Below are 26,994 nucleotides of genomic sequence, written 5' to 3' on the forward strand. Positions count from 1 at the left end.
GACGACGGGGCTTTTTTGCGCACATGACAGTCACTCGAGTTAGACTTTCGTTTCATGCGCGGACCGCCAAGTCAATACCCGATGCACAGATGTAATGCTGCATGACCAATATGGAACAGGCATGGGGCAGAGGCGCAGACTGCGCTAGTCTGTGATGCACTGCATGAGTCTGTGCTGCAACGCCTTTTTGGCCGGCGCAGACTCTCTATGACTATTTTCCCTGATACATCCATCAGGTCAGTCGAGGTGATTGATGCTACACGTGGCGACGGACGGCAAGCAGGAATTTCTTGCGCAGCTCGAAGAGCAGCTGGACAAGCGACTTCCCAAGGACAAGGTGGACGTGATCGCGGCGTTTGCGCGCGACTATCACGCAACGGCCTCCTTCGAGGACATGGCCGAGCGCAAGCTGGATGACCTCTACGGTTCCACCCTGGCCGTATGGCACTTCCTGCAGAGCCTCGAGGCTCCCAAGGTGCGTGCCTACAACCCGGACTTCGAGAAGCATGGTTGGCAGTCGACGCACACCATCATCGAAGTGCTACACCCGGACATGCCGTTCCTGGTCGATTCCGTGCGTATCGAGCTCAACCGTCGTGGCATCACCGTTCACGCCATCCACAACGCCGTGCTGGCCGTTGCACGTGATGATGCCGGCCAGCTGGAGCGCGTGACGGCACCGCGTGCCGAGAACGCCCCGCAGCACCGCGAGTCGCTGATCTACATCGAGGTCGATCGTCACAACGACGCCGAGACGCTGGAAGACCTCGAGACCAGCCTGCGTGAAGTGCTGGCCGAAGTGCGCGTTGCCGTTGCCGACTTCGACGCCATGCGCAGCCAGGGTGCCCAGGCGCTGCAGGAACTGCGTGACAACCGTCCGCCGACCGTCTCCGAGGCTGACCATCAGGAAGCCTGCGACTTCATGCAGTGGATGGGCAACGACCACTTCACCTTCCTGGGCTATGACGAGTACACCGTCGACGAGCAGGAAGACGGCACCCGCGTGCTGAACAAGGTCGAAGGCTCCGAGTTGGGCGTGCTCAAGCTGGACCTCGAGCGCTATCACGAGCAGTCCCGTCACCAGCAGAGCGTCAACAGCGATCAGTACGTGCTGATTCCGGAGCTGCTGTCCTTCGCCAAGAGCGCCTTCCACGCCCGCGTGCACCGTCCGGCCTACCCGGACTACATCACCGTCGAGCGCTTCGATGAAGAAGGCCGCGTGATCGGCGAGCGCCGCTTCCTGGGGCTCTACACCTCCACGGTGTACAACCAGAGCCCGCGCAACGTGCCGATTCTGCGTCGCAAGGTGCAGGACGTCATGGAAGCCGCCGGCGTCAACCCGAAGGGCCACAACGGCAAGCACCTGCTGCAGATTCTGGAAGTCTATCCGCGCGATGACCTCTTCCAGATCTCCACGGACGAGCTGACCCGTACCGCCACCAGTATCCTCAACATCCGTGAGCGTCGCCGCGTGCGTCTGATCGTGCGTGAAGACCGCTTCGGCAAGTTCTTCTCGGTACTGGTGTTCGTGCCGCGCGACGTCTATTCCACCGACCTGCGTGTGCGCATCCAGAATCTGCTGTGTGAAGAGCTGAACGCCACCTTCGGTGACTTCACGCCGTATCTGTCCGAGTCCGTGCTGACGCGTATCCAGTTCATCCTGCGCTTCAAGGGCGATGAGCCGGGCCAGTACGACATGCGCGCGCTGGAGAACAAGATCGCTCAGCTGGCCCGCAGCTGGCGTGACGAGCTGCACGCCGCCATGGTCGAAGGCTTCGGTGAAGAGCAGGCCAACGAGCTGATGACTCGCTACCGTGATGCCTTCCCGGGCAGCTACCGTGACGACTTCTCGCCGCGCACCGCCGTCTATGACGTGGGCCATCTGCGTGCGCTGGACGAAGGCCAGGCCGTCGGCCTGAGCACCTATCGTCTGGTCGAGGACGACAACTCCGGCGTCAACCTGAAGCTGTTCCACAAGCATCAGCCGATTCCGCTTTCCGACGTGCTGCCGGTGCTGGAAAACCTCGGTCTGCGTGTCATCGGTGAGCGTCCCTACGAGATCACCCGCACCGATTCCTCCTGCTGGGTGCACGATTTCGACCTCGAACATCACGGCAAGGGTGCGGTCGAGCTCTCCGAAGTGCGCGAGAGCTTCATCGAAGCCTTCAAGAAGATCTGGTCCGGCGAAGCCGAATCCGATGCCTTCAACCGCCTGATCATCGGCTCTGGCCTGGACTGGCGTGAAGTGGCGATGCTGCGTGCCTACGCGCGCTACCTGAAGCAGATCCGCTTCGGTCTCTCCCAGGCCTACATCGCCAATGCGCTGGGCAGCCATCCGGACATCACCCGCGAGCTGGTGCAGCTGTTCAACCTGCGCTTCGACCCGCAGGGTCAGGGTGGCGAGGATGACGTCAACGCCTGCCGCGAGCGCATCAATGGCCTGCTCGACCAGGTCTCCAGCCTGAACGACGACCGCCTGCTGCGTCGCTACGTCGACCTGATGATGGCGACGCTGCGTACCAACTTCTTCCAGCCGGCAGAAGATGGCCAGGCCAAGGACTACATCAGCTTCAAGCTCGACACGCGCAGCATTCCTGACGTGCCGAAGCCGCGCCCGATGTTCGAGATCTTCGTCTACTCGCCGCGCGTCGAAGGTGTTCACCTGCGTGGCGGCAAGGTCGCCCGTGGTGGTCTGCGCTGGTCCGACCGTCATGAAGATTTCCGCACCGAGGTGTTGGGTCTGGTCAAGGCACAGCAGGTCAAGAACGCGGTCATCGTGCCGGTCGGCGCCAAGGGCGGTTTCGTCTGCAAGCGCATGCCGGAAACCACCGACCGCGACGTGATCCAGAAGGAAGGTATCGCCTGCTACCAGATCTTCATCCGCGCACTGCTCGACATCACCGACAACCTGTCCGGTGGTGACGTGGTGGCCCCGACGGCCGTCGTGCGTTACGACGAAGACGACCCCTACATGGTCGTCGCGGCCGACAAGGGCACCGCGACCTTCTCCGACATCGCCAATGCCATCTCCAACGAGTACGGCTTCTGGCTGGGCGATGCCTTCGCCTCCGGTGGCGCCAACGGTTACGACCACAAGGGCATGGGCATCACCGCCAAGGGCGCCTGGGTCAGCGTGCAGCGTCACTTCCGCGAGATGGGCATCAACATCCAGGAAGACGAGTTCAGCGTGGTGGGTATCGGTGACATGGCCGGTGACGTCTTCGGCAACGGCATGCTGCTGTCCGAGAAGATCCGCCTGGTCGGTGCCTTCAACCACCGCAACATCTTCGTCGATCCGAACCCGGATACCGCGAAGAGCTTCGCCGAGCGCGAGCGTCTGTTCCGTCTGCCGCGTTCCAGCTGGGATGATTATGACAAGAGCCTGATCAGTGAAGGTGGCGGTCTGTTCTCGCGTGATGCCAAGACCATCGCCATCAGCCCGCAGATGAAGGAAGTCTTCGACATCAGTGCCGACCATCTGGCGCCCAACGAGCTGATCAACGCGATGCTCAAGGCGCAGGTCGACCTGATCTGGAACGGCGGTATCGGAACCTACGTCAAGGCGTCCAGCGAGTCCCACGCCGATGTCGGTGACAAGGCCAACGATGGCCTGCGTATCGACGGCCGTGAGCTGCGCTGCAAGGTGGTGGGCGAAGGCGGCAACCTGGGTCTGACCCAGCGTGGCCGCATGGAAGCCGCGGCCCAGCAGGGCGTGCGCGTCAACACCGACTTCATCGACAATGCCGGTGGCGTGAACTGCTCGGATCACGAGGTCAACATCAAGATCCTGCTGGACGACATCGTCGCCCGCGGTGACCTGACCGACAAGCAGCGCAACCAGCAGCTGGCCGAGATGACCGACGAAGTCGGCGAGCTGGTGATCAAGGACAACTATCGCCAGACTCAGGCACTGTCGCTCTCCGAGCAGCAGTCCAAGGAAGGCATGGGCGTCTTCCGTCGCTTCATCAATGAGCTGGAAGCGGCCGGTACCCTGGACCGTGAACTCGAGTTCCTGCCGTCCGATGAGGCGCTGATCGAGCGTTCCAACGCCGGTGAAGCCCTGACCCTGCCGGAACTGTCCGTGCTGGTCTCCTACGCCAAGAGTGACCTCAAGACCAGCTTGATCGCCTCTGACGTGCCGGATGACAGCTACGTGCAGCAGCACCTCGAGCGCGCCTTCCCGCGCGTGCTGATGGAGCGCTTCCCGGAAGAGATGTACCAGCACCGTCTGAAGCGTGAGATCGCCGCGACCCAGATCGCCAATGACCTGGTCGACCACATGGGCATCGCCTTCGTGCGTCGCCTGGAAGACACCACCGGTGCCGACAAGGCGGAAATCGCGCGTGCCTACATCGTGGCGCGTGACAGCTTCAATCTGGAAGCGCTGTGGACCCAGATCGAGGCCCTCGATCACCAGGTGCCGGCAGAACTGCAGTACCGCATGATGGGCGACCTGATGCGCCTGATGCGTCGCGCCACTCGCTGGTTCCTGCGTCAGCGCAGCTCCATGGGCGTCAAGGAATGCATCAGCCACTTCGCACCGCGTCTGGCTCAGCTCTCCGAGAGCATCGGTGAGCGTCTCAAGGGCGAAGCCCGCGAGAACTGGGAAGCGCGTCGCGACGGCTATGTCGAGGCAGGCGTGCCGGAGGCCCTGGCCAGCACCATCGCCGCGACCCCAAGCCTCTATGCAGGGCTTGGCATCATCGAGGCGGCCAAGGCGACCGGCGAGAAGATCAATCGCGTGGCAGAAGCCTTCTACGGCATCGGCCATCGTCTGGAGCTGCCGTGGGTCGGTGACAAGATCAACGGCCTTGAGGTGCAGGACAGCTGGCAGGCGCAGGCACGTGAAAGCTTCCGTGACGATCTCGATCGTCAGCAGCTGGCACTGACCGTCAGCGTGCTCAAGCAGGACAATGCACCGCGCGAGATCGATGAGCGTGTCGACAGCTGGATGGCCAGCCACGAGAATCTGGTCAGCCGCTGGTGCTCACTGCTTGGCGAGATGAAAGGCGGTGCTCAGCTGAGCTTCCCGCTGTTCGCGGTCGCCCTGCGCGAGCTGGTCGATCTGGCCGAGTCCAAGCGCGAAGCCTGATGCTTTCGGCCTCGGAGGCAGCAAGAGGCTGACGCAAGTGGCGAGCATCTGATGACTCGCTGATAGAAGCCCTCACCATTGGTGAGGGCTTTTTCATGTCAGGAATGAATAAAAAAGTGATAGCTGAAGCCTGCGGTAAGGTAACTGTCGTCAGCTGTCTGGTATGCTGAATGGCGACCAGTGCAGAGACTGATACAGGCCCTGATGGTTGCATCCTTTTCTGCAGACCCTGTTTTCAGTCCTTGATTTTCAGTCCCTCATTTCAAGTCTCGGAGTCGCTGCGGCGCTCGCTGGAGGCTTCTGTTTTCAAAGCATCAGTACAACAAGGCAGAGACACCATGTCACATCGTGCATTACCCCTCGCCTGCGCCCTCGCGCTCGGCCTGTCCACTCTGGCCTCCCAGGCCGTGCTGGCCGATGGCAGCCCCGCTCAGCAGCGTGCAGAAGAAGCGGCAGGCAAGCTGGACATCTCCAAGTTCCTCAAGCCGCGCAGTGATGCCCACAGCCAGAACTTCCTGTTCGGCGGCACCAGCGTGCACCAGTTCACCATCAAGGAAGCCGGACGCTACGAAATCGATGGCGTCGCCAGTTTCGATGTGACCGACCCCTACACCATGAAAGCCACGCTCGAGAGTGAGCAGGGTGAGGTCGTGGCCACCGCAGAAGGTGACAGGGCTTCCGATGGCTTGAACATGAATACCGAGCTTGAGCCGGGCGTCTACAAGCTGCGTGTGCGCGCCGACAAGCTGGGGGCTGGCAAGTCGGGCGGCAACACCTATGAAATCAACGTCGCAGGCCTGAGCGAGAGTGGCGAGAAGCTGTCTGCCGAGGAAAGCGGCATTGAGACCGGCAACGGCCTGGTCTTCCTCGACACCGATGGCGATGGCCGTCGTACCGCCTTCGTCGATGCCAACGATGAAGTCGCGACCATCAAGCCGGCCACCGTTGCCGCCGCCGAACAGGCTGCCCGCGAGAAGAAGGCTGCCGAGACAGGCAATGCGGCAGCTGAAGGCGCTTCCGCCACAGGCGCTGCCGCCGCTACGACTTCGGCAGCCGCGTCTGCTGCAGCCGAGACGTCTGCCGCTGCTGCCACGACCGCTGCTGCCACGGGCAGTGCAGCCGTGACGGAAACCGAGGCCGAAGCGGAGCCGGATCGTCGTTTCGACGAGATCGTCACCGATGTGCGCATTCTCGAGAAGGGCGAGGTCATGACCTTCGATGTCGCGGACCGCGGCACCGTGACCATCGACAGCGAAACCTTCCCGGGCAGCGAAGGCACCTACAAGCTGCAGATGCGCCTGCTCGACGAGAGTGGCAACACCGTCGCCAGTGACAAGGGCGAAGGCTTCCAGGGCGACTTCCACCTCAAGACCGTGCTGGAACCGGGTCGTTACACCGTCTGGGTCAGCGGTCAGAAGTTCGGCTCTTCCATGCAGGGCGTCAACAACTACACCGTGCGCGTGCAGCAACTCGACGTGAAATGATCTGCAGGGCATGACCCCGACACCGTCGGGTGTGACACAAGGGCGGCCCAGCGGGTCGCCCTTTTTTGTTGCCCTGAGCATGAGCAATGGTGCCGGCCTTGGCGTGAGCGATTTTATCGACAGCAGCGCGAGCGTGCCGGCGCGCAGTGTCTGTCCCCGCGGGCTTCGGGTATACTTCGCGCCCAGCTATGCTGTCGTCACGACCCTGCCGCCCGCTGTCTGGAGATCATCATGTACTCGTTTGCTCGCTCGCTTCTCTTCAAGCTCGACCCGGAAACAGCTCATGGTGTGACGCTGAGTGCGCTGGACATGGCACATCGCCTCGGCATGGCGCGCGGTCTGGGCGGTGAAGCGCCGCGTGATCCGGTCTCGCTGATGGGGCTCGAGTTCCCCAATCGCGTTGGCCTGGCGGCAGGTCTCGACAAGAATGCCGATCACCTCGATGCGCTCGCCGCTCTGGGCTTCGGCTTCGTGGAGGTCGGCACGGTGACGCCGAAAGGGCAGGACGGCAATCCCAAGCCGCGTCTGTTCCGGTTGCCGGAGCATCAGGCGATCATCAACCGCATGGGCTTCAACAATGCCGGGGTCGAGCATCTGGTCGCGAAGGTCAAGGCCAGTCAGGCGCGTGCTGCCTTTGGTGTCGTGTTGGGGATCAACATCGGCAAGAACCTGACCACGGCGGTGGATGATGCACTGAGCGACTATCTGGTCTGCCTCGATGCCGTGCATGCGCATGCCGACTACATCACCGCCAATATCTCGTCGCCCAATACCCCGGGGCTGCGCAATCTTCAGTTCGGTGATCATCTCAGCCAGCTGCTGGCCGGGCTTCGCCAGCGTTGCGATCAGCTCGATGCCGAGCGCGGCAGGAAGGTGCCGCTGGTGATCAAGATCGCGCCCGACATGGACAGCGAGGAAATCCTGTTCGTGGCGCGGGCGCTGGCGGACAACGGCATCGATGGCGTCATCGCCACCAACACCACCATCGAGCGCACGGCGGTCGCGGGTAGTCCGCATGCGCAGGAGGCGGGCGGACTTTCCGGCGCCCCGGTGCGTGAATCGTCGACGCGGGTGATTCGTGGCCTGCGTGAAGCGCTGCCGAACATGCCGATCATCGGTGTGGGCGGTATCACCGATGGCGAGAGTGCGCGTGAGAAGATCGCCGCGGGGGCGGATCTGGTGCAGCTGTATTCCGGGCTGATCTATCGTGGCCCGGCATTGATCGGTGAGTGCGCGCGTGCACTGGAGAAGGCCGATACCCTGATCAAGGTGTGATCCGGCCTGGGCTCCGTCGCAGCGTGATGCTGGTATCTCCCACTCACGGCGCTTCAAGAGAGGGGCGAGTGGGGAAGGGCAGACACAGAAAAGCCGCCTTCTGACATCAGAAGGCGGCCTCGGTACCGGCGTGAATGATGATATGACAACGGCAGGGAAGTGATGCGTGATCTGCCGTTGTCGTGTTGGCTGCCATGTCCAGCCAGCGTGCACGATGCGAAGCGCTTTTGCCGTCAGAAACGGCGGTTGGGGGTTGGCCCCTTGAGCTCATCGGGTGCGTGGATGGTTGAAGCAGGCCTGGAAAGAACCTGCTGATGCAGTCAAGGTGAACGTTTGCCCGTGTCGTGCTCCGCGCTGGACCGTCGTCCTCGCAGGCCGTCGCCTGCTGCGCCTCCTCTTCTGGAGCCATACCACGATTGAAACGACACGAGCGCCAACATCTCGGCCTTTCAGGAAGTGAAGCGAGTCGGCCCCATTGCCTACTGCGTCTCTTGCCTGTCAGTGCCGCGCGTCATCAAGATAGAAATAAGGCGTTACCTCCCTGGTGATTTGACGTGTCGCTGGGCGACTTCCGTGGGATTTTCCGGGTGATGTCGCTAAACCGACTCACCGTGAACACCTCGAGTCCTCTCTGTACGTGCCAGCCGACCCTGTAACATGTCAGAAGCCGGTGGCGTGATGCCGGAGAATCCGCTTGGGCAGCGCATCAGGCTGCGTCGGCGGGGTGAAAGGCGCCAGGCGCCGTATTGCCAGTGTCATTCCGTGACGTGCCGCTTTCCTGAAATGGGATGACCTCCTGGTCGCGGATGATGAACCTTGGCGTCATGCGGTGCTCAGCTGAGCACCATGGGGTTCTTGTGGATGCCGGAGACGCCGGTCATTCCCGACCATTGGTCCCCGCGGCCTTCACGCCAGCCGCTCATCCAGAATTCACGTAGATTGACATCGATACTGGGACAATCATCACGGGAACGGCCGGTGACACCAGCCTTGTAGCCGTGAACATAGGCACGCTGAAAGCGATCACGTTTCTGTCTCTTCATGGATGACCTCTAAGTGAGAACCCATCGGCACTGTGTGTCAGTGATGGCGAGACGTACCCGGCGAGACCTTGTCTGGCCGCGGTTGTCCTGCCATTGGACATGCCGAGTGAGAGAGTTGGCCGATGCCCTGTCGGGCACTGCCGGCCTCGTGCATCATCACCTCGCGTCGTTGGCCATTCTTGTCGGAAAAGGTCACGAGTGTGAGATGATGGAAGGTCTTGCCTGTATATGCTCGAGCGTGATGGTGAAAAAGCGACTGTCTTGCTGTGCCGGAAGTCCGATCTCCTGAGCGGCACAGGTAGGCTGCCCGAATGAGGCTCGTGTCCCTTGATCCTCGATTTCGCATGGCGTGTCACCTTTCCGAATTGCAGCTACACCTATAGTTTTTAGAACACTGCCTCTGGCTTGTCGACAGCCGTATAGGAATATCGCTAGTGCCAGAAGCCAACTCACAGGAATAAGTCCGGCACCTGCCGGTGAGAGATTCATGACTGATACGACCTCTGCGACTACACCCCGCGCGCCCAGCAACTCGCTCTCTACCTGGTTTGCGACCTGCCCGCGTGGCATCGAAACGCTGCTGGCCGATGAGCTGACGGCTCTGGGTGCCGAGGTGACTGGCACGACCGTCGCTGGCGTACACTTCAACGGTAGCCAGGAAACCGCCTACCGCACCATCCTGTGGTCGCGACTGGCCAACCGCATCATTCGTCTGCTCACTCGCGTGGGTGGCGTCGACACCGGCGAGCAACTGCGCAAGGCGAGTGCGGGTGTCGATTGGGCGATGGAATTGCCGGATCGTGCGTCCATCGCCGTCGATTTCCACGGAACATGGAAAGATATTCGTCACACCTTCTTCGGTGCCCAGACCGTCAAGGACGGCATCGTCGAGGCGATGTTCGAGGAAGGCCGCAACAAGCCGACCGTCGATGGCAAGAATGCAGATCTGCGCATCTACGCGCACCTGCACAATGGCTACATCACCCTGGGTATCGACCTCGTGGGTCGCAGTCTGCATCAGCGTGGCTACCGTCCTGATCTCGCCCATGCGCCGCTGAAGGAAAACCTGGCGGCGGCCCTGCTGATGCGGGCCGACTGGCCGGCGCGTGCGGCGCGTGGCGAGAGCCTGGTCGACCCGATGTGTGGCTCCGGCACGCTGTTGATCGAAGCAGCCTTGATGGCGGCGGATATCGCGCCGCAATCGCTGAACCAGGACTTCGCCTGCCGCCACTGGGGGCGCCATGACGAGCGCATCTGGAAGGGCCTGTGGGAAGAGATGGAGCAGCGTGCCATTGCCGGACGCCGCAAGGTCACCGCGCGTCTGTTCGGTCGCGATCACAGCCCGCAGGCGATTTCTGCCGCGCGCTCCAACGCCATGCGTGCCGGCATTCCGGCGCTGATCGAGCTGGAAGGTGCCTCCGTCGCCGAGCTGACCTGTCCCGAGGGCGCCACCACTGGCCTGGTGATGACCAACCCGCCCTACGGTGAGCGTCTGGGCGAGCTGCCGGCACTGGTGCCGCTCTACGCAAGCCTCGGTGAGCGCATGAAGCGTCACTTCGGCGGCTGGACGCTGGGCATGTTCACCGGCAATCCGGATCTCGGCCACCGCCTCGGCCTGCGTGCACATCGCCAGTACGCCTTCCGCAACGGTCAGCTCGACTGCAAGCTGTTGATGATCGATGTGGCGGCGCGTCAGCGTGCGGTCGATGAAGACAGCGTGGCCGAAGATGCCCGCAGTCAGCCCGCGCTGAGCGAGGGCGGCCAGATGTTCGCCAATCGCCTCAAGAAGAACCAGAAGTCCCTGGCGCGCTGGCTCAAGCAGAGCGGCACCACCTGTTATCGCCTCTACGATGCCGACATGCCGGAGTATGCGCTGGCCATCGATATCTATGGCCGTCACGTGCACGTGCAGGAATACACGCCGCCCAAGTCCGTGGATGCCAGTCAGGCGCAGCGCCGCCTGATGGATGCACTGGCGGCGATTCCGCAGGTACTGGGCTGCTCGCCCAACGATATCCATATCAAGCAACGCACGCGTCAGGCGGGCAAGGCGCAGTACACGCGCCAGGACAGCTCCGGTCAGCGTATCGAGGTGCAGGAAGGCGATGCCAGGCTGTGGGTGAATCTCAAGGACTACCTGGATACCGGCCTGTTCCTGGATCACCGTCCGGTGCGCAAGCTGCTGGGCAAGGAAGCGGACGGCAAGCGGGTGCTCAACCTGTTCTGCTACACCGCGACGGCCACCGTGCATGCGGTGCTAGGCGGTGCCAGCGAGAGCGTCAGCGTCGACATGTCCAATACCTATCTGGACTGGGGGCGCGAGAACTTCAAGCTCAACGGCATCAGCGAGAAACGCCATCAGCTGGTGCGTGCCGACTGCCTGAAGTGGCTGGAGCGCTCCCGCGAGGAGTTCGACCTGATCTTCCTCGACCCGCCGACCTTCTCCAATTCCAAGAAGATGGAAGGCACCCTGGATATCCAGCGTGATCACGCGCGCCTGATCGACCTGGCGATGGCCAGTCTGGCACCGGGCGGCACGCTGATCTTCTCCAACAACCATCGTCGCTTCGTGATGGATGACAGCGTCAGCCAGCATCATGTGGTGGAAGACCTGTCGCGCAAGCTGCTGGACCCGGACTTCAAGCGTCGTCCGGATATCCACCACGTCTTCCGCATCCGTCGCGCCAGCGATGTGAAGGGCTGAGCGATGGCCAGTGTCCCGTTGTGGCTCTACACCACGGCGGGCTGTCATCTGTGCGCTCGGCTGGAAACCACGCTGCAGGCGCTGGGGGCGGATGTCACGCTCACTCGGGTCGAGATCGCCTTCGACACGCAGTTGAGCGAGCGTTACGCGACGCGCATCCCTGTACTGGCGAGCGCCTCGGGTGCGGAGTATTCGCTGGCCGATGGCGAAGAGGTGTTGCCGGAGTGGTTGCGCGCGCAGGGCGTCGAGCAGCGCCTCGAGCAGGGTGTCGAAATGACGCCCCCAGCCGAGCACGACTCAGTTAATGAGCCACAGGGGCCCACCCTGCGCAACGGGCGTCGCTTTCTGCGCTGAGAGGCGCAGACGTGTCGCTTGACGCTGGTGCAAAAAGACCGCCGCTACCTCAGGGTAGCGGCGGTCTTTTCGTGTCCGGCACCGTGCTGCGTACTAGCTCTCCAGCAGCGACATCTGGCGCATGGCGTCTTCGGCTTCCGGGCTATCGGCCGTGGCCTCCAGCACCTTGGTGTAGCCGCGTGAGGCCTGGATGTGGGCGAGGTCGCTGACCCAGGTCATGGCCTGCTCGTGGCTTTCGGCGAGATCGTGCTTCAATCCGCCGAACTGGGTGCCGATCTGGCCCCATGAGCGGCTGACGATCCAGTCGCCGAACATGTCCTGATGCACATGGACCAGAACGTAATCGTGGTGGCTTTCCCAGCGGATGATCACGCGTGACTCCCGAGGCGAAACGATGGTGGCTGGACTCAATCATGAGCTTGTGACGCCCGTTGCGTGCGCCTAAGATGGCACGGCGGCGGGCAAGCAAGCATACCATTGTAATCTTCACGTGCCTTGCGGCAAGGTGTGAAGTCACTCAGGCGCTCATGCTGGCCCGTGAACCCGCAGCGACACTCATTGCCACAGCAAGGAAAGGCAACAGATGCACATCATCGTGGACGATAACGTCCCTCTGGCAGAGGAATTCTTCTCCGAACTGGGAGAGGTGACCTGCATGCCGACTCGCGAGATCAACAATGCCGTCCTCAAGGACGTCGACATGCTGATCTGTCGCTCTACCTTGCGCGTGGATCAGGCGCTGTTGGAAGGAACGCGGGTGCGCTTCGTCGGCTCGCCGATCATCGGCACCGACCATGCCGATCTCGAATGGCTCGCGGCCAACGATATCCACTTCACCAACGCGCCGGGCTGCAATGCCGACTCGGTGGTGGATTACGTGCTGTCGTCGCTGTGGCATCTGGCCGAGCAGGAAGGGCTGGACCTGCAGCTGGACCGCCGCTTCGGCGTGGTCGGGGCCGGTCAGGTCGGGTCACGGCTGGTCAAGCGTCTCGAGTCGCTGGGTGCCGAGGTGCTGGTCTGTGACCCGCCGCGCGCCGCGCTTGAGGGCCAGAGCGATGAGCGCCCCGAGAAGTCCCGCTTCGTGGACCTCGACGAGCTGGTCGCCGAGTGTGATGTCATCTGCGTGCACACCCCGATGGTCACCGGTGGCGAGCACCCGACCCATCATCTGATCAATGCCGAGCGTATCCGCGCCATGAAGCCCGGCAGCGTGCTGCTGAGTGCCGGCCGCGGAGGCTGTGTCGATACCGCGGCGCTCAAGCAGCGCCTCAAGGAGCAGGCTGATCTGCTGACCGTGCTGGATGTGTGGGAAAACGAGCCGGATATCGATGCCGAGCTGGCCGCGCTGGTGGACATCGCCACGCCGCACATCGCCGGGCATAGCCTGGATGGCAAGATGCAGGGCACCGAGATCATCTATCAACAGGCCTGTCGTCACTTCGGGCTGCCGGCGCGCCGCAAGCTGGGTCAGCTCAAGCCGGACCCGTGGCTGCGCAAGCTGGTGCTGACGGGGTGGGCGCCGCCGGAAGAGGCGCTGGGGCTCTGCGTACGCGCCTGCTATGACGTGCGTCGCGATGCGCTGGGCCTGCGTCGCTATCAGCGTCGGTTCGGCAATGCCGAGGGCTTCGTGCGTTATCGACGGGAATATCCGCTGCGTCGCGAGTTCTCCACGCTGCGCGTCGAGCTCAAGAAGAATGCCCGCGAACTGCGTGAGGTACTCGAGGGCTTCGGCTTCTCCCGCGTCAAGCTGGTCAGCAAATGATCACGGCGTGATTCGCAAGCCGCCCTGGAACGCCCCTGTCAGCCCTGCTGGCGGGGGCGTTCGCGTTGTGGAGGTCGCCTGATGGATGAGGACCTTGCCGCATGCCTGAAACCCTGACCGTTTCGGTCTTCGACCTTGGTCGATATAATGCGCCCCAGATCGCCTGGCGACACGCGCAGGGGGTGGCCTTGACGGCATGCCCCGCCTGACGCTGCGGCGCCGCTCCCCATTCTCCGTGTCTTCTGCCATGCCCGTCACCACGCGGCGTGTCGGCGTCCTCATTTCTTGAAGATGGTGTCTTGAATGCAACAACACCCTGATAACTCTGCTGAGGACAGCGGCTATCGTCCGCCTTCTCTGCTGGATGCCCTGATTCCCATCGTGCTGGTCATCGCCATGCTGGTGCTGGCGGTGGTGCTGTTCGGTGCCGATGCCTCCTGGGGGCCCAATCAGGTCGCGCTGCTGTCCGGCGCGATGATCGCGGGTCTGATCGGTCTCAAGAACGGCTATCGCTGGAGCGATATCGAAGAGGGGATCAACAAGGGCATCCAGATCTCGCTGGGCGCGATCCTGATCCTGCTGGCGGTCGGCGCGATGATCGGCACCTGGATTCTCGGCGGCACCGTGCCGGCGATGATCTACTACGGTCTGGACGTGATCGCACCGCAGTACTTCTATGCCTCCGCCTGTCTGCTGTGCGCGCTGGTGGCGCTGTCGGTGGGCAGCTCGTGGACGGTCGCCGGTACCATCGGCATCGGCCTGATCGGCATCGCCGATGGCCTGGGGCTGTCCGAGGCTATCACCGCCGGCGCGGTGATTTCCGGGGCCTACTTCGGTGACAAGCTCTCGCCGCTGTCCGATACCACCAATCTGGCGCCGGCAGCGGCCGGCACCACGCTGTTCGCGCATATTCGTCACATGCTGTGGACAACCGTGCCCAGCATCCTGCTCGCGCTGGCAGGCTTTCTGTGGCTCGGCCACGACTCCGTCTCCAGCCTGCAGACGCCGGAGCAGGTCGCCAATCTGCGTGCCCAGCTGGGCGAGCAGTTCAACATCGGCCTGCACCTGCTGATTCCGCTCCTGGTGCTGCTGGTGATGGCCGTGCGTCAGATGCCCGCCTTCCCGGCGATCTTCATCGGCGCGGCGTTGGGCGCCGTCTTCGCGGTCATCTTCCAGCCGCAGGCGGTGGTAGGGCTGGCAAGCGTCACGGACATGTCCACCGCCATGGCGCTGCTCAAGGGCGTGTGGATGTCGATGTTCGATGGCTATGTCTCCCACAGCGGTGATGAGGTGATCGACTCGCTGCTCTCCAAGGGCGGCATGAGCAGCATGCTCAACACCGTGTGGTTGATCCTGTCGGCGATGACCTTCGGCGGCGTGATCGAACGCCTCGGTCTGCTGGAGCGTCTGGTGCAGAGCCTTCTGGGCGCGACACGCAATGCCGGTTCGCTGGTCATCACCACGCTGGGCACCTGCCTGGCCTCCAACGTGGTGACCGGGGATCAGTACATCTCGGTCATCCTGCCGGGGCGCATGTATCGCGCCGAGTTCCGTCGTCGCCGCCTGGCGCCGGTCAACCTGTCACGCGCGCTGGAAGACTCCGGCACCATCACCTCGCCGCTGATTCCCTGGAACAGCTGTGGCGCCTACATGGCTGCCACCCTGGGCGTCGCGACCTTGAGCTACCTGCCCTTTGCGCTGTTCAACCTGATCAATCTGGCGCTGGCGGTGGCCTACGCCATGGTCGGCTTCAAGCTGGAGCGCCTTGAAGAAGGCGAGGGAGCTGAAGGCGTGGAGCCGACGCCGCTGGCCGAGTCGCTGGTGCTGGATACGCCCCACGAGACCTCGGAGTCACGCTGACTCGATCCTGCGGGATAAAGAGAAAAAGCCCGCCACGTGGATCACATGGCGGGCTTTTTTTGCGGCTTACAGGCGCGGCAAATTCGTTCTACTCAGCGCTCAATCCGCGCACTGGTGCTGCATGAGGCGCGCGAGGAAGTCACGGTATCGCTCAAGTTCCGCCATCTCGATGTATTCGTCTGCCTTGTGGGCCTGCGCGATGGAGCCGGGCCCACACACGACGGTGGAGAAGCCGCGGTCCTGGAACCAGCCCGCTTCCGAGCAGAAGCCGACGCCACAGCGTTCACTCTGTCCCGTCAGGGCGAAGGCCAGCGCCTCTGCCTTGCCGTCGGGTTCCGGGGTGAGTGCCGGCACCGAGGCATAGTCCTCCAGTGTCTGGATGCGGCAGTCGGCTGAATGCTGCTGCATCTCGCGCGCCAGTTGCGCGGTGAAGTCATCGAAGCGTGCACGCACCGCGTCAGGCGGGTCACTGGGCAGATTGCGCAGCTCCCAATGCAGACGAGCGTCCTTGGCAATGATATTGGGGGCATTGCCGCCCTGCATGGCGCTGACGTGCAGGGTGGAAAAGGGCGGCTCGAACAGCTCCCCTGGGGTGGCATTGGTGCGCAGCTCGTTTGCCGTGCGTTCGAGTTCCGAGATGATGCGCGCGGCGTAGAAGGTGGCCGAGACGCCAAGGTCTGGCCGGCTCGAATGGGCCGGGACGCCCGTCACCTCCGTGCGCCAGGAGTGCACGCCCTTGTGCGCTGACACCACGCGGCCTTGCGTCGGCTCGCCGATGATGACGGCGGCGACCTCGGGCAGTGTCTCGCGCATGTGGTCGATCAGCGGCAGGCAGCCCATGCAGGTGCTTTCTTCGTCATAGGAGAAGGCGAGATGGATCGGCCGCTTGAGAGGCGATGCGAGAAACTGCGGCACCATCGCCAGGCAAAGGCCGATGAAGCCCTTCATGTCCACCGAGCCGCGACCGTAGAGACGCCCCTCCTTGAGCGTGGCCTGGTACGGGTCCTGCGACCAGGTCTGCCCCGTGACGGGCACGGTGTCGGTGTGACCGGAAAGCACCACGCCCCCGGCGACAGGCGGCCCTATCGTCGCCAGCAGTGAGGCCTTGTCGCCTTCGGCATTCGGCAGCACGGTCGCCTGGATACCGTGCTCGGACAGCAGGTCACGCACGAAGTGGATCAACGCCAGATTGGAGCGGTCCGACGTGGTATCGAAGGCGATGAGGCGAGTGAGGATATCGAGGGTGCGTTGCATGTCAGGCCTCATGATGCGTGGCGTTTCTCGAGTGTGCGAAAGCCGAGGGTGATCAGTCCCGCGATGACGAGATAAATCAAGGCCATCAGCAGCAGCGGCTCGTAGACGATATAGGTTTCCTGGCGGATACGCCCGAAGACGGCATAGGTATCGATGGCGGAAATGGTCGCGACCAGAGGCGTCGCCTTGAGCTGGATGATCAGCTCGCCATTCAGCGTGGGCAATACCCGTTGTACGGCTCTGGGCAGCCAGATGCGCCGGAGAATGCTGAAGGGAGACATGCCCAGCGAGCGAGCCGCTTCAAGTTCGCCGCGCGGTACGCCGGCAAAGGCGCCGCGCATGATCTCGCCTTCATAGCCTGCGAACGACAGGGTCAAGGCACAGAAGGCGTAGATCCACGGATCTGCCAGCACCGGCCACAACCAGCTGCCCCGCAAGCCGGGGATATACGGAAACAGAGACCCCAGTCCGTAGTAGAGAATCCACAGCTGAAGCAGCAACGGGGTGCCGCGAATCAGATTGCAGAATCCCCGCGCCAGCCACGCCAGCGGACGTGGCCCTCGTGCCTGCGCCAGCCCCAGCGGAATGGCCAGCAGGAAGCCCGCCACACTGGTGGAGACCAGCAGTATAAGCGTCAGCAGTATGCCTTTGCCGATCTCGCCGCGGTACTGGGCGACCCACTCCCAGTGCATCTGGGTGCCGATCGCCACCAGGATGGCGGCGACACTCGCGATCAGGACGAGGCGATGGGGCGGAAGTCTGGGCTCAGCCATGGTGGGCCCCCTTGTCCATGCGACGCTCCAGTGTCTTGAACAGCAGGTTGGAGGCAAGCGATACGATCAGGTAGAGCACCCCCGCGGCGCCGAGAAACAGCAGATAATGGCGAGTGGAGCCGGCCGCCTGACGCGAGGCCAGTGTCAGTTCCGTGAAGCCCACAACCGCCAGCAGTGCGGTGTCCTTGGTCGCGATCAGCCATAGATTGGAGAGGCCTGGCAGGGCGCCTGGCAGCAACAATGGCAGCGTGATGCGGCGCAGGATGGTGAAGGGCGCCATGCCATGCGCCAGTGCGGCCTCATGCATTCCCTTGGGGATGGCATTGATGGCGCCGCGGATGACTTCGGTGGCATAGGCGCCCTGCACCAGAGCGATGACGGCCACCCCGGCGACGAAGGGGCTGATCTCGAGGGGGCCGAGGCCGACGGCGCTCGCCAGATGGTTCAGGGCATCGGGCGCTGCGAAATACACCAGCAGGATCAGTACCAGCTCGGGAACCGCGCGTATCACCGTCGTATAGCCGGTGAGCAGATCCCGGGTGACGGGGCCACCCGAGATCTTGCCCGCAGCGCCCGCCATGCCGATCACCAGGCCAATCAGATAGCCGCTCGCCGCTACCTGCAGCGATAGCACCAGACCATCCAGCAGAGCGCCTCCCCAGCCCGGCGGCGTCAGCGACAGCAGCTCGCCGATGCTCATGTTGCGATAGTCAGCCATGCAATTTCCTCATGCGGTATGGCGAAGTCGAGACGAGGGCGGCTTCAATCTCCGTAGATATCGAAGTCGAAGTACTGCTTGCTGATCTCGTCATAACGCCCGCTGGCACGAATCTCGGCGATACCGGCATTCAGGCGCTCCAGCAGCTCGTTGTCGCCCTTGCGCACGCCGAATCCAACGCCGGACCCCAGGATGCTCTCGTCGTGCGCGACATTGCCCTTCATGTCACAGCACAGCTCGCCATCGTCGCTCGCGAGATAGTCATCCAGCACGAGGATGTCGGCCAGGGTGGCATCGATGCGTCCGGCGAACAGGTCCTGATTGGCCTCATCCTGGGTCTGGTATTCACGCACTCGAGTGTCGGGGAAGTGGCGTTTGGCATAGGTCTGATGAATGGAGGCCGACTGCACACCCAGTGTCTTGCCGGCCAGTCCTTCTGGCGTCGGTGTGATCTCGTCGCCCTTGGCACCCATGACGGCAGCGCTGGTCTGGTAGTACTTGTCCGAGAAGTCGATGACCTTGCGGCGCTGCTCGGTGATGGAGAGTGAAGCGGCGATCGCATCGATCTTGCGCGTGGTCAGCGCCGGAATCAGGCCATCCCAGGAGGAGGTGACAATCTCGCACTCAAGCTCTGCCGCGGCGCAGACGGCATTGGCGATATCGACTTCCCAGCCGGTCACGCTGCCATCCGACTGCAGGGTGGCGAACGGCGGGTAGGGCTCACTGGCGAAGCCGACACGTACGACGTCGGCCTGGGCTACGGTGCTCAGAGACAGGGCGATGGCTCCGAGAGATGCGATAGCGGACAGGGTCTTCATTGTTGGTCTTCTCCTGGTTCAGGTAATCGAGCCAATGAACTGCTTGAGGCGCTCGGAAGAGGGGGAGCGGAATATCTGGTCGGGGGTACCCTGGGCCTCGATGTTGCCCTGGTCGAGGAAGATGACCTTGTTCGCGACGTCAGCGGCGAACTTCATCTCATGGGTGACGATGACCATGGTGCGTCCTTCGGCAGCCAGGTCGCGCATCACCTCGAGCACCTCGCCGACAAGTTCGGGGTCCAGTGCCGAGGTCGGTTCATCGAAGAGCAGCACCTCCGGCGACATGGCCAGGGCTCTGGCGATGGCGCCACGTTGTTGCTGGCCGCCGGAAAGCGTTCTCGGGTTGGCCTGGCGGTGGGAGTACAGCCCGACGCGCTCCAGCAGCTGGTGAGCATGCTCCCGAGCTTCTGCGCGGGACTGACCGAGCACCTGCATCGGCGCTTCCATGAGGTTCGCTTCGAGGCTCATGTGAGGCCAGAGATTGAAGTTCTGGAAGACCATCGCCAGGCGAGCTCGCAGCAGACGCAGCTGTCGGCGATTGATGGGTTCGAGTCGCTGGCCGCGCCGCCGCAGCGCCACGTCCTCGCCCAGCAGACGCAAGGACCCGTCGCTGGGTGTCTCGAGCAGGTTGATGCAGCGCAGCAGGGTGGACTTGCCCGAGCCGCTGCTGCCGATCAGTGAGATCACGTCACCACGCTGTGCGGTGAGGTCGATGCCCTTGAGGACTTCGCGTCCAGCAAAGGATTTCCAGAGTCCGCGAATGTCGATGACGGCATCGTCATTCGTATCGGTCAACGGGGTGACAGGAGAGTGAGGCACGCGCGAGTCCTCTGATTGATCTTGTTGTTATGCACTCGGGTACTGACTATGCAGTTGCATAAAGTCATGTGCCTGTATAAAACTATGCATCTGTATAAAAATTATGCATCTGTATAACATTCGAGTCAATTGCGACTGACAGACCATCAAAATGAGGTTTCCTCCATGTCGAATACCCCTGCCTCCTCCCGGTTCGGTTGCCACTCAATGGCCGCTCGAATGACGCGTGTCCTGATGCGTCGTCCTGGCGACAGCCTGCGCAATGCCGATCCGGCGGTCTGGCATTACAACCACTACTTCAATGCCGAGAAAGCCATCAGTCAGTACCAGGCCCTGGTCGAGATGGTGGAGGAGAGTGGTGCCGAGATCGTCTGGATGGAGGACACCAATGACGGGCTGTCAGATGCCATGTTCACCCGCGATGCCTCGGTGGTGACGCGTGCCGGTGCCGTGCTGTTCCAGATGGGCAAGCCGCTGCGCAAGGACGAACCGAACCGGCATGGTCAGGTCTATGAGCAGGCCGGCATTCCGGTCATCGGTCGCCTGGAAGGTGAGGCGGCCATCGAGGGGGGCGACACCCTGTGGCTGGATGAGAACACCCTTGTCGTCGGCATGGGCTTCCGCTCCAATCGGGAGGGCGTGCGTCAGCTCAACGCGCTGCTCAATCCGCATGGTATCGAGGTGCTGGGCTTCGATCTGCCCGTCTGGGAGGGCGAGGCGGCCTGCCTGCATCTGATGTCGGTGATCTCGCCGCTGGCGGATGACACCTATCTGGTACATCCCAAGTTGATCCCTGCTGCACTCTGGACCTTGATGAAAGCGCGCGGTATCCGCTTCGTGATTGCCCCGGAAGAGGAGTTCCATCAGTCGCTGGGCCTGAGCCTCAATGTCATGCCGTTGGCACCGAATGATTGCGTGATGATCGATGGCTTCCCCGGCACGCGTGCCGTGATGGAAGCCGCCGGCGTGCGTGTGCGCACTTTTGAAGGTGACGCCCTGTGCATGGCATGCGAAGGTGGCCCCACCTGCCTGACCAATCCGATTCTGCGCGAGGGGTAATTCACGTTCCATGGCCAGTCGTCGAGACAACAATGCCCGAGAGGATGACCTGATCGAAGCGACCCTGACCTGCATTGCCAGCGAGGGAATCTCGCGCACGACAGTGCGGCGTGTCGCCGAATATGCCGGTGTCTCGAATGGGTTGATCCGCTTCTATTTCGAAGGCAAGGACAACATGCTCTACGCGGCCTATCGCCGCTTTCTGGAGCGCCTGCTGTCCGATGCCTCCGACACGATAGAAGGGCGAGAGCTGGCACCGCATGCGAGGTTGAAGGCCTTTCTTGAGGCCAATCTGTCACCGCCGATCGTGACGCCGCAGACGTTGTTGCTGTGGGCCAACTTTCTGCCGCTCACCTATGGCGATCCTCGCATGGCGGAGATTCGCCGCGAGGCCTATCGCGAAACGACCGAGCTGTTCCGTCATCTGGTGGAGGACGTTCTGGTGGCGGAAGGGCGTCAGGAAGACGAGACCCGGCTGCAGCATCTGACCATCGCGCTCAACGGGCTGGTCGATGGCCTTTGGATCGAGGGCGCCCTGCGGGGTGACTCGCTGAACGTGGGCGAGATGCAACAGATCGGCCTCGACGCTGCCGTGAATCTGCTGGGGCTGTCGGGGTGGGAAGCGTTGGCGTGAGGGGCGGCATGTCGAGCGGCGCCCACTGACAGAAAAGCCCGCCACGTGGATCACGTGGCGGGCTTTTTGCTGTCTGCAGGGGCCAATCAGGCCGTGCAGGATTGGCGGAGCTTACTTGTAGGCAGCGGCCTTGAGCGCGGCGATACGGTCATCCAGCGGCGGGTGGCTGGCGAACAGTTGCTCCATCAGCTTGCGGCTCTTGCCGGTGGTGATGGCGAAGGCGGTCATGGTGTCGGGCATCTGGTCCGGCAGCTCATGTTCCTGCTTGAGGCGAGCCAGGGCTTTGATCATCGAGCCGCTGCCCGCCAGGCCTGCGCCTGCGGCATCGGCACGGTATTCGCGCCAGCGCGAGAACCAGGCGACGATCATCGAGGCCACCAGGCCCAGCACCATTTCCAGCACGAACACGACCGCCATGTAGCCGAAGAAGCCCAGGCCGCCGTTCTCGTCATCGCGCTTGAGGAAGGCGTCGATGGCGTGTGCGGCGATACGCGCGAAGAACATCACGAAGGTGTTCACCACGCCCTGGATCAGCGTCAGCGTCACCATGTCGCCGTTGGCGACGTGGCCGATCTCGTGCGCCAGCACGGCGCGCACTTCCTCGGGACGCATGCGATTGAGCAGGCCGGCCGAGACGGCGACCAGCGCATCATTGCGGTTCCAGCCGGTGGCGAAGGCATTGGATTGCTGCGCCGGGAAGATGCCGACTTCCGGCATCTTGATGCCAGCGTCGCGCGCCAGTTCACCGACGGTGTCCAGCAGCCAGCGCTCGGTGTCGTTCTGCGGCTGTTCGATGATCACGGTGCCGGTCGAGGACTTGGCCATCGTCTTGGACAGAAACAGCGAGATCACGGAACCGGCCATGCCGATGATGAAGCAGAAGATCAGCAGCGCCGTGTAGTTGATGCCGTTGGCTTCCATGTAGCCATCGAAGCCCAGCAGGCGCAGCGTGACACTGGCCAGCAGCACCACCGCCAGGTTGGTGATCAGGAAAAGGGCTATCCGCATCATGGGGTCAGGTCTCCAATGCCAATATATCGGTAGGGCGCAATTATCTGCCCGCGATACTGACAGTGAGATGAATCACTGGCGGCAGCGTGGGCAGAATTTGCGTCGACAGTCTGCAAGGACGGTCTGCGAGGACAGCAAGGTATCACCACTGGAGGCGACCTGCGTAGCCCCTTGATCGCGGGGGCTGGGCCGACGTCAGGCCTTGCGACGTCGCGCCAGGAAGCGGCCGAGGCGTTCGATGGCTTCTTCCAGCTGGTCGGCGTAGGGCAGGGTGACGATGCGCAGGTGATCCGGGTTCGGCCAGTTGAAGGCGGTACCCTGCACCAGCAGCATCTTCTCTTCCAGCAACAGCTCCAGCACCATCTGCTGATCGTCCTCGAAGGGATACATCTCGGGGTCGAGCCGCGGGAACATGTAGAGCGCGCCCTTGGGCTTCACGCAGCTGACGCCGGGAATCTCGTTGAGCTTCTTCCAGGCCGCGTCACGCTGGGCCAGCAGGCGTCCGCCCGGCAGTACCAGATCATTGATCGACTGATAGCCGCCGAGCGCCGTCTGGATGGCGTGCTGCGCGGGAACATTGGCGCACAGGCGCATGCTGGCCAGCATGTCGAGGCCGGAGATGAAGTCGGCCGCCGGACGCTTGTCGCCGGAGAGAATCATCCAGCCGGAGCGGAAGCCGGCGCAGCGGTAGCTCTTGGACAGGCCGTTCATGGTCACGACCAGCAGATCATCGGCCAGCGCGCCGGTGGAGACGTGCTCGGTGCCGTCGTAGAGGATCTTGTCGTAGATCTCGTCAGAGAACACCACCAGACCGAATTCGCGCGCGACCTGCAGAATGTCCTTCACCACCGCGGGCGGATAGACCGCGCCGGTCGGGTTGTTCGGGTTGATCAGCACGATGCCCTTGGTGTGGCTGGTCACCTTGGCGCGGATGTCCTCGATGGAGGGTGCCCAGTCCTGCGCTTCGTCACACAGATAGTGCACGGCGCGACCACCGGCCAGGTTGGCGGCAGCAGTCCATAGCGGGTAATCCGGCGCCGGTACCAGCAGCTCGTCACCATCATCGAGCAATGCCTGCATGGCCAGCACGATCAGCTCCGAGACGCCGTTGCCGACGTAGATGTCCTCGATCCCGACACCCTGGATATCCTTGCGCTGGCACTCCTGCATGATCGCCTTGCGCGCAGAGTAAAGCCCCTTGGAATCACAATAGCCCTGCGCTGTCGGCAGGTTGCGCATCACGTCCTGCAGAATCTCTTCCGGTGCCTCGAAGCCGAAGGGCGCCGGGTTGCCGATATTGAGCTTGAGAATGCGATGGCCCTCGTCCTCGAGACGCTTGGCGTGTTCGAGAACCGGCCCGCGAATGTCATAGCAGACGTTGTCCAGCTTGTGTGACTTGCGAATTTCGCGGGGCTTTCTTTGCTCGGTATCCATGATGCTTTCCGTAGATCTCCGTCACGTAAGGTGTAGGGGCGAGCGTCCAGCATATCGCGCCGCTGGCCTGCCGCGCCACGGCCAAGGGCCAATAGCGTGGTTAAATTTGTGGTTTGAGATGTTCAGGCAGAAAAAAATCCCGCCAGAGGTTTTCTGGCGGGATTTTCAACTGGCATTCAAGCATCTCCCGCGGGCGGGAGCCAGGCGAGAGTCGCGTTAGCGCCTTGTTCTGGTAGCGTTATTCGCTCTCTTGCTCACGCGTTTCGGCTCCATCTTCTGTCTCGCCACTGGCTTCCGGCACCGGCTCAGCAGGAATGTCGGCGGGTGTTTCCAGTGTCAGGCGCCCAAGCTTGCCGTCGCGCAGTTCATGCAGCAGCACCTCAGCACCGCGGTGCAGGTCGATGATGCCACCGGCACGCAGGCCACCGCGCTTGCTGGCGATCTCTTCCAGAATCGCGACTCCATTGAAGCCGGACAGCGCCATCAGATCGACCTTGCGCGGGCCATCACTCTCGACTCGCTCGGCGTCAGGGTTGGCGCTGTAGGCCGGCAGTGACTTCAGCTTGTAGCGTGCGGTCAGCTCCGTGGGGTAGCGCTTGGCCAGCTCCGCCGCGACGATCACCGCCACATCGGTGTAATCGATGGCGGTGTCACGGATCGCGCCACTGCCGGCCAGGCGATAGGCACTGGCCTGGTCCTCGATCTTCGGCCACATCACCCCGGGGGTATCGATCAGGGCGATGCCACCGTCGATGCGAATCTTCTGCTGGCGCTTGGTGACGGCGGGCTCGTTGCCGGTCTTGGCGATCTTGCGACCGGCCAGGCCATTGATCAGCGTCGACTTGCCGACGTTGGGGATGCCCATCACCATCACGCGCGCATCGCGATCGACGCGGATATGTCCGGCCATCTCGCGACACAGGCGCGGAATCTGCTTGAGGTCACGCGCCTCAAGCGTGGTGATCGCCAGTGCACGGGTGTTGGGCAGGGCATCGAAATACTCGACCCATTCGCGGGTGCGTGCCGGGTCCGCCAGATCGGCGCGAGACAGCAGCTTGAGTACCGGCTTGTGGCGGGTCAGTTCGGACAGCACCGGATTGGTGCTGGAGTAGGGGAGGCGGGCATCGAGGACTTCGATGACCACGTCGATCTCGGGCAGCGCGTCCTTTATCTGACGGCGTGCCTTGTGCATATGTCCCGGATACCAGCCCAGCATGTCGCTTCTCTCCTGCCGTCAGGGGTATGACGGTTGTTCTGTCACCTCTGTCCTGCCTCCTTCTTCCCGCATGCCAGGGAAGGCGCTCATCCATCAGGGATGGCGCTACATGGCATGCGGGAGAGGAGGGGACGCGTATGGCGACGCATTCTATCAGAGGCGGCCTAGCCATGGTGGCGCGCTATCCGGTCATCACTACCCAGCGCTCTATCAACTCTCCATGTCCCGGGCGTCAGGCGCGTATCGGCTTGAAGCGCAGCGCGACGGAGTTGATGCAGTAGCGCTGACCGGTGTCAGTCGGGCCATCCGGGAAGACGTGCCCCAGATGAGATTCGCAGCGGCGACAGCGCACTTCCACGCGACGCATGCCATGGCTGGTATCGAAGTGCTCCTCGACGGCGGCATCGGCATAGGGGCGGTCGAAGCTCGGCCAGCCACAGCCGGAGTCGAACTTGGTGTCGTTGTCGAACAGCTTGGCGTCACAGGCGATGCAGTGATAGGTACCCGGCGTCGGGCTGACTTCGTGATCGCCAGTGAAGGGGCGCTCGGTCCCTGCCTCGCGCGTCACCCGGTATTGCTCCGGCGTCAGGCGCTTGCGCCACTCCTCTTCACTGCGAATCAACTTGTCCTGAGTCTGCGGGTCTTGTTCGCTCATGATCTCTTCTCTCTATCTATGCGTTTCTCGAATGGCGCTCGTGTGAACCTGCAAGCAAGTTCTCCTGCGCGGCAATTCGAAAAGAGTGACTGACGGTCTTCACGCGAAACCCGGTACATACCCCAAGAATGCGGGCGTCAGGGCGTGACCACAAGCATGTGGTGGATGCACTTGGCCAACGCCGGAAAAATCCTGTTGAAGCAGGGGGTTGACGAAGGGGGAGGGTCTTTGTAATATACGCGCCACCTCGACGAGGCAAGAACGTTACGTCCCATTCGTCTAGTGGTCCAGGACACCGCCCTTTCACGGCGGTAACAGGGGTTCGAACCCCCTATGGGACGCCACTTTCTTGCAGCGTAGAGACCGGAGTGCGGGAATAGCTCAGTGGTAGAGCACAACCTTGCCAAGGTTGGGGTCGCGAGTTCGAATCTCGTTTCCCGCTCCATTTAGATCAGGCATGTCTTGTTCTAACGTGTGTCCCATTCGTCTAGTGGTCCAGGACACCGCCCTTTCACGGCGGTAACAGGGGTTCGAACCCCCTATGGGACGCCATCTTCGGTCTTATGTGGTCGCATGATCTGCTTGTGTTGCGGGAATAGCTCAGTGGTAGAGCACAACCTTGCCAAGGTTGGGGTCGCGAGTTCGAATCTCGTTTCCCGCTCCATTAGGAACAAGTGGTGTGACAAGGTCGCGAGCTGAACGTCAGCCCGGTCGAATCTCATCTCTCGCTCCAGAGGAAAAGGCAATGCGATAAGGTCGCGAGCTGGTCCGCCAGTCCGATCGAATCTCGTTTCCCGCTCCAGTACGTCCCATTCGTCTAGTGGTCCAGGACACCGCCCTTTCACGGCGGTAACAGGGGTTCGAACCCCCTATGGGACGCCATGCAGAGCATGATGGTGTGGCAAGCCAGTAGTAAGACAGATGTCGTGAGCACAGGTTCATGACACCCGGTGCGGGAATAGCTCAGTGGTAGAGCACAACCTTGCCAAGGTTGGGGTCGCGAGTTCGAATCTCGTTTCCCGCTCCAGT

20 protein-coding genes and 6 tRNA genes are annotated in these 26,994 nt (G+C 62.5%); 15 read left to right on the forward strand and 11 right to left on the reverse strand.

Annotated features, from left to right (window positions below):
* The first annotated feature begins 253 nt into the window (after window positions 1-253).
* From R2R70_RS15230 to R2R70_RS15240, 3 genes are all read left to right on the forward strand, one after another.
* On the forward strand, window positions 254-5,092 hold the full coding sequence (locus tag R2R70_RS15230; protein ID WP_410978441.1) for an NAD-glutamate dehydrogenase: 4,839 nt from the start codon (window positions 254-256) through the stop codon (window positions 5,090-5,092).
* A 338-nt stretch (window positions 5,093-5,430) separates the two neighbouring features.
* Complete coding sequence (locus R2R70_RS15235; protein WP_410978442.1) at window positions 5,431-6,576, forward strand: hypothetical protein; 1,146 nt, start codon at window positions 5,431-5,433, stop codon at window positions 6,574-6,576.
* A gap of 231 nt (window positions 6,577-6,807) precedes the next feature.
* A complete protein-coding gene (locus tag R2R70_RS15240) occupies window positions 6,808-7,851 on the forward strand; it encodes a quinone-dependent dihydroorotate dehydrogenase (RefSeq protein WP_284727236.1) in 1,044 nt (347 codons plus the stop codon).
* Window positions 7,852-8,684: 833 nt separating this feature from the next.
* Here R2R70_RS15240 and rmf read toward each other — a convergent pair.
* The gene (rmf, locus tag R2R70_RS15245) at window positions 8,685-8,894 is read right to left on the reverse strand and encodes a ribosome modulation factor (RefSeq protein WP_043334308.1); all 210 of its coding nucleotides are present in this window, start codon (window positions 8,892-8,894) and stop codon (window positions 8,685-8,687) included.
* Window positions 8,895-9,381: 487 nt separating this feature from the next.
* Here rmf and rlmKL point away from each other — a divergent pair, with 487 nt between their 5' ends.
* Both rlmKL and R2R70_RS15255 read left to right on the forward strand, forming a co-directional pair.
* The gene (gene rlmKL, locus R2R70_RS15250; protein ID WP_410978443.1) at window positions 9,382-11,598 is read left to right on the forward strand and encodes a bifunctional 23S rRNA (guanine(2069)-N(7))-methyltransferase RlmK/23S rRNA (guanine(2445)-N(2))-methyltransferase RlmL; all 2,217 of its coding nucleotides are present in this window, start codon (window positions 9,382-9,384) and stop codon (window positions 11,596-11,598) included.
* Window positions 11,599-11,601: 3 nt separating this feature from the next.
* Window positions 11,602-11,952 carry a glutaredoxin family protein gene (locus R2R70_RS15255; protein ID WP_410978444.1) on the forward strand — a complete coding sequence of 117 codons (351 nt, stop codon included), beginning with the start codon at window positions 11,602-11,604 and terminating at the stop codon, window positions 11,950-11,952.
* A 93-nt stretch (window positions 11,953-12,045) separates the two neighbouring features.
* Here the strand turns inward: R2R70_RS15255 and R2R70_RS15260 are convergent, their stop codons facing one another.
* Window positions 12,046-12,324, reverse strand: a complete 279-nt coding sequence (locus tag R2R70_RS15260) for a WGR domain-containing protein (RefSeq protein WP_043334304.1) — start codon at window positions 12,322-12,324, stop codon at window positions 12,046-12,048.
* 211 nt (window positions 12,325-12,535) lie between these two features.
* Between R2R70_RS15260 and pdxB the strand changes: the two genes are divergently transcribed.
* Complete coding sequence (gene pdxB, locus R2R70_RS15265; protein ID WP_303570706.1) at window positions 12,536-13,714, forward strand: 4-phosphoerythronate dehydrogenase PdxB; 1,179 nt, start codon at window positions 12,536-12,538, stop codon at window positions 13,712-13,714.
* A gap of 303 nt (window positions 13,715-14,017) precedes the next feature.
* Complete coding sequence (nhaC, locus tag R2R70_RS15270) at window positions 14,018-15,574, forward strand: Na+/H+ antiporter NhaC (protein WP_064503312.1); 1,557 nt, start codon at window positions 14,018-14,020, stop codon at window positions 15,572-15,574.
* A gap of 99 nt (window positions 15,575-15,673) precedes the next feature.
* Here the strand turns inward: nhaC and argE are convergent, their stop codons facing one another.
* The 5 genes from argE to R2R70_RS15295 are packed head-to-tail and all read right to left on the reverse strand — an operon-like array spanning window position 15,674 to window position 19,956.
* The gene (gene argE, locus R2R70_RS15275; protein WP_410978445.1) at window positions 15,674-16,828 is read right to left on the reverse strand and encodes an acetylornithine deacetylase; all 1,155 of its coding nucleotides are present in this window, start codon (window positions 16,826-16,828) and stop codon (window positions 15,674-15,676) included.
* Between the two features lie 8 nt (window positions 16,829-16,836).
* Complete coding sequence (locus R2R70_RS15280) at window positions 16,837-17,601, reverse strand: ABC transporter permease (protein WP_410978446.1); 765 nt, start codon at window positions 17,599-17,601, stop codon at window positions 16,837-16,839.
* Window positions 17,594-18,319: an ABC transporter permease gene (locus R2R70_RS15285; RefSeq protein WP_043334300.1), complete on the reverse strand. Its 726-nt coding sequence runs from the start codon at window positions 18,317-18,319 to the stop codon at window positions 17,594-17,596. Before R2R70_RS15285 ends, R2R70_RS15280 begins: the two co-directional genes overlap by 8 nt.
* 44 nt (window positions 18,320-18,363) lie before the next feature.
* The gene (locus R2R70_RS15290) at window positions 18,364-19,137 is read right to left on the reverse strand and encodes a transporter substrate-binding domain-containing protein (protein WP_284893510.1); all 774 of its coding nucleotides are present in this window, start codon (window positions 19,135-19,137) and stop codon (window positions 18,364-18,366) included.
* Between the two features lie 18 nt (window positions 19,138-19,155).
* Window positions 19,156-19,956 (reverse strand): ATP-binding cassette domain-containing protein, encoded by an 801-nt coding sequence (locus R2R70_RS15295; RefSeq protein WP_410978447.1) that lies wholly within the window; start codon window positions 19,954-19,956, stop codon window positions 19,156-19,158.
* Between the two features lie 165 nt (window positions 19,957-20,121).
* Between R2R70_RS15295 and R2R70_RS15300 the strand changes: the two genes are divergently transcribed.
* Entirely contained in the window at window positions 20,122-21,015 is an 894-nt protein-coding gene (locus R2R70_RS15300) for a dimethylarginine dimethylaminohydrolase family protein (protein ID WP_082388364.1), read from the forward strand.
* 10 nt (window positions 21,016-21,025) lie between these two features.
* Window positions 21,026-21,649 carry a TetR/AcrR family transcriptional regulator gene (locus tag R2R70_RS15305; protein ID WP_043334296.1) on the forward strand — a complete coding sequence of 208 codons (624 nt, stop codon included), beginning with the start codon at window positions 21,026-21,028 and terminating at the stop codon, window positions 21,647-21,649.
* A 111-nt stretch (window positions 21,650-21,760) separates the two neighbouring features.
* Here the strand turns inward: R2R70_RS15305 and htpX are convergent, their stop codons facing one another.
* The 4 genes from htpX to msrB all read right to left on the reverse strand — a co-directional run bounded on the left by htpX (window position 21,761) and on the right by msrB (window position 25,965).
* Window positions 21,761-22,660, reverse strand: a complete 900-nt coding sequence (gene htpX / locus R2R70_RS15310; RefSeq protein WP_410978448.1) for a protease HtpX — start codon at window positions 22,658-22,660, stop codon at window positions 21,761-21,763.
* A 195-nt stretch (window positions 22,661-22,855) separates the two neighbouring features.
* Window positions 22,856-24,094, reverse strand: a complete 1,239-nt coding sequence (locus R2R70_RS15315) for a pyridoxal phosphate-dependent aminotransferase (RefSeq protein ID WP_043334294.1) — start codon at window positions 24,092-24,094, stop codon at window positions 22,856-22,858.
* A gap of 238 nt (window positions 24,095-24,332) precedes the next feature.
* Window positions 24,333-25,310 (reverse strand): ribosome biogenesis GTPase YlqF, encoded by a 978-nt coding sequence (gene ylqF / locus R2R70_RS15320; RefSeq protein ID WP_043334293.1) that lies wholly within the window; start codon window positions 25,308-25,310, stop codon window positions 24,333-24,335.
* Between the two features lie 232 nt (window positions 25,311-25,542).
* Window positions 25,543-25,965: a peptide-methionine (R)-S-oxide reductase MsrB gene (gene msrB, locus R2R70_RS15325; protein ID WP_043334292.1), complete on the reverse strand. Its 423-nt coding sequence runs from the start codon at window positions 25,963-25,965 to the stop codon at window positions 25,543-25,545.
* A 268-nt stretch (window positions 25,966-26,233) separates the two neighbouring features.
* On the opposite strand from msrB, the gene R2R70_RS15330 reads away from it, so the two are divergent.
* From R2R70_RS15330 to R2R70_RS15355, 6 genes are all read left to right on the forward strand, one after another.
* Window positions 26,234-26,309: transfer RNA gene (locus R2R70_RS15330), tRNA-Glu, on the forward strand.
* A 26-nt stretch (window positions 26,310-26,335) separates the two neighbouring features.
* Window positions 26,336-26,410: transfer RNA gene (locus tag R2R70_RS15335), tRNA-Gly, on the forward strand.
* Between the two features lie 31 nt (window positions 26,411-26,441).
* Window positions 26,442-26,517, forward strand: a tRNA-Glu gene (locus R2R70_RS15340).
* 37 nt (window positions 26,518-26,554) lie between these two features.
* Window positions 26,555-26,629, forward strand: a tRNA-Gly gene (locus R2R70_RS15345).
* A 142-nt stretch (window positions 26,630-26,771) separates the two neighbouring features.
* Window positions 26,772-26,847: transfer RNA gene (locus R2R70_RS15350), tRNA-Glu, on the forward strand.
* 70 nt (window positions 26,848-26,917) lie between these two features.
* Window positions 26,918-26,992 (forward strand) — tRNA-Gly (locus R2R70_RS15355).
* Window positions 26,993-26,994 lie beyond the last annotated feature (2 nt).

This window comes from Cobetia sp. SIMBA_158 (assembly GCF_046566945.1).
Lineage (GTDB): Bacteria > Pseudomonadota > Gammaproteobacteria > Pseudomonadales > Halomonadaceae > Cobetia > Cobetia amphilecti.